Source organism: Pseudomonas lactucae (assembly GCF_036688725.1).
Taxonomy (GTDB): domain Bacteria; phylum Pseudomonadota; class Gammaproteobacteria; order Pseudomonadales; family Pseudomonadaceae; genus Aquipseudomonas; species Aquipseudomonas lactucae.
In genome coordinates, this window is sequence record NZ_JAQQPT010000045.1 from 1 (window position 1) to 3075 (window position 3075).

1 protein-coding gene is annotated in these 3075 nt (G+C 66.1%); it reads right to left on the reverse strand.

Annotated elements, in window-relative coordinates; genetic code table 11:
- Nucleotides 1–3075, reverse strand: a 3075-nt coding sequence (locus V6M90_RS29970) for a condensation domain-containing protein (protein ID WP_332847663.1), incomplete at both ends; no start/stop codon positions are given.

The window sequence follows — 3075 nt, forward strand, 5'->3', positions numbered from 1 at the left end:
CAGCCAATGCGCGAGTTGGTTGGCGCGGGCGTCCAGTTCGGCGTAGCTCAGGCGTGTGTCGCCGTACACCAGCGCCAGGGCGTCAGGTGTGGCATGTACTTGCCTGTCGATCAAGTCGGGCAGGTTCGCGTACTCGGGATAGTCGTGCTGGGTCGCGTTCAAGTCCGCCAACTGGCGTTGTTCCGTGGCCTCCAGCATGCACAACTCGCCCAGGCACAGCGTGGACGGTCCCTGCGCCTGGGACGCCATCGCCAGCAGCAGGTTTTGCAAATGCTCACCCAGGCGAACCACGCTGGTCGCCTCGAAGGCACCCAGCAAATAACTCAACTGCACGTTCAGCGTGTCGCCGGCATGGATCACCACGGTCAACGGGTAATGGGTGGTTTCCCGCGAGATGACCTGGCCGAACCGCACACCACTGCCACTGCGCAAGGCGCTGTCCACCGGGTAGTTTTCGAACACCAGCACGCTGTCGAATAACGCCTGGCCCCCCTGCCCGGCCCAGCGCTGGATATCGAACAACGGCGTGTGTTCATGCTCGCGAACCTTCAGGTTCAGCGATTGAAGGTCACGCAGCCAGTCGCCCAGCAAACGCTCGGGGCCGGGCGCCTGGATGATCGGCAAGGTATTGATAAACAGCCCGAGCACACGCTCGGCATCGGCCAATGCGGTCGGGCGCCCGGCCACGGTGGCGCCGAAGGCAACGCTGCGCTGCCCGGTGTAGCGCTGCAACAGCAGGCTCCAGGCACCCTGCACCAAGGTGTTCAATGTCACGCGTTCACGACGCGCAAACGCCACCAACGCCGAGGTGACAGCGGGGTCCAGTTGCAGGCGCACGTCGCCATGCCCAGTCTGCGCCGGCACCGCCGGCAACGCGTCGGCCAGCCGGGTCGGTTCATCCAGCTGACGCAGGTGCTCGTTCCAGAATGCCTGGCTCGAATCAGCGTCCTGGCAGCCTAGCCAGGCCAGGTAATCGCGGTAGCGGCTGGCGCTGGCGACGGGCGCTTCGCCGCGATAATGCAGCAACACTTCTTCGATCATCCGCGCCGTGGCCCAGCCATCGAGAAGGATGTGATGACGGGTCCAGATCAGCTGATAGTCGCTTTCGCCCAGGCGTACCAGCAGCACCCGTTGCAACGGTGGCCGGCGCAGGTCGAAGCCTTGGTCGCGCTGGGCATCGGCCAGCTCGACCAAGTCCAACTGCGCCTGTTCAGCCGAGCGTGCGCGCCAGTCCAGGTGCTGCACCGGGGATGGCAACTGACGATGGATCCATTGCAGCGGCTGCGGCAAGTCGCCCTCCCAGGCGAAACCGGCGCGCAGGATCGCATGTTCCTGGGTGACCCGTTCCCAGGCCGCCGCGAAACGCGGGCCATCGACATCGCTCAACGGCACGCAGACTTGATTCACATAAGCGCTGCTGGCCCCGCCCCGCAGGGCGTGAAAGAGCATGCCCTGTTGCAGCGGCGACAATGGATAAAGGTCTTCAAGGTCGGCGGCAGCCACCGGCAGCGCATCCAATTGAGCCTGGCTGACGCTCGCCAGGGGGAAGTCCGACGGCGTGACGCCCACAGCACCAGGGCTCAGGCAATGGTCGAGCAAACGCTCCAGGGCTGCCAGGTAGCGTTCGGCCAGGGCTTGCACCACGTCGCTGTCGAAACGCTCGGCGCCGTAGCGCCAGCTCAATTGCAGACAACCGTCGCGCACCTGGCCGGTGATAACCCATTCGCTGTCGGCGTCGGCACTCGGGTCCAGGGACGCGCCGAGGCTTTCCTCGGCCCAGGCAAACAGGCCACCCGCCGAGCGGCCAGGGTCGAACTGGCCGAGGTAGTTGAAGGTGATTTGCGGGCTCGGCCGGGCCGCCAGCTGGCCTGCCGTCGCATCCTCGCCCAGATAGCGCAACACGCCGTAGCCAAGACCTTGGCCGGGGACCTGGCGCAGCTGTTCCTTGATGGCTTTGATGGCCTGCGCAGGCGAATCATTGCCGGGCACCAGTTGCAGCGGGTACAGCGCGGTGAACCAGCCCACGCTGCGGCTCAAGTCCAGGTCTGCGGCAGTATCCGCGCCGGGCGTGCGGCCGTGGCCTTCGAGGAGGATGTCCACCGCCGGTTGGCCGCTCCATTGGCACAACGTCTGGGCCAGTCCGGCCAACAGCAGCTCATCGATGCGCGTGCGATAGGCTCCGTGGGCCGCGCCCAGCAGGGCACGGGTGCGCGCCGGGTCGAGTTGCACGCGCGCGTAGGCCGTGGCACCGAGGGCACGACTGCCTTGCGGGTGTTGCACGTTCAACGGGGTGGCCGGCGTCTCGGAATAAGCCTGCCAGTAGGCCTGCTCGGTATCGCCCAGGCCCGAACGCGCCCATGCCTGGAGGTACTCGCCCCACGCCTTGAAGCTGCTGGTACGCGAGGCGAGTGCCAGAGGCGAGCCGGCGAGCGCCTGGGTATAAAGCTGGGCCAGGTCTTCAAGCAGGATACGCCACGACACCCCGTCCACCACCAAGTGATGCGCAACCAGTAACAGGCGTTGTTCGCCATTGGCCAACTGCATCAGTACGGCCTTGAACAGCGGACCCTGGCCCAGTTCAAAACCGCGCTGGGCATGTTCGCAGACCGCGCTGATCGCCTCGGGCGCGCAGTCGTCAAGGGTTCGGCAATCCAGCAGCGATGCGCTGCCCTGCCCATGGCTGGCGCGCCAGCGGCCCTCGACGCGCTGAAATTGCAGGCGCAGTGCATCGTGATGGGCAAACAGCGCCAGCAGCGCTTCGCCCAGCGCGCCCACTTCGAGATTGTGCAGCGGACGCAGCAGCAACGCCTGGTTCCAGTGCCCAGGGACCGGCACCGCCTGGGCGAAGAAGTGTGCCTGGATCGGCGTGACGGGCGCATCGCCCTGCACCGGGCCGCTGTCGACGCGGGCCTGATCCAGTGGCGCGGCGACGCGCGCCAAGGCCGCGATGTGCTGATGTTCGAACAGGTCACGGGGGTTGAGCTGCCAACCGGCACGGCGTGCCCGGCTGATCACCTGCAAGGACAGGATCGAGTCCCCTCCCAGCTCAAAGAAGTTGTCGGTAATACCGACTTG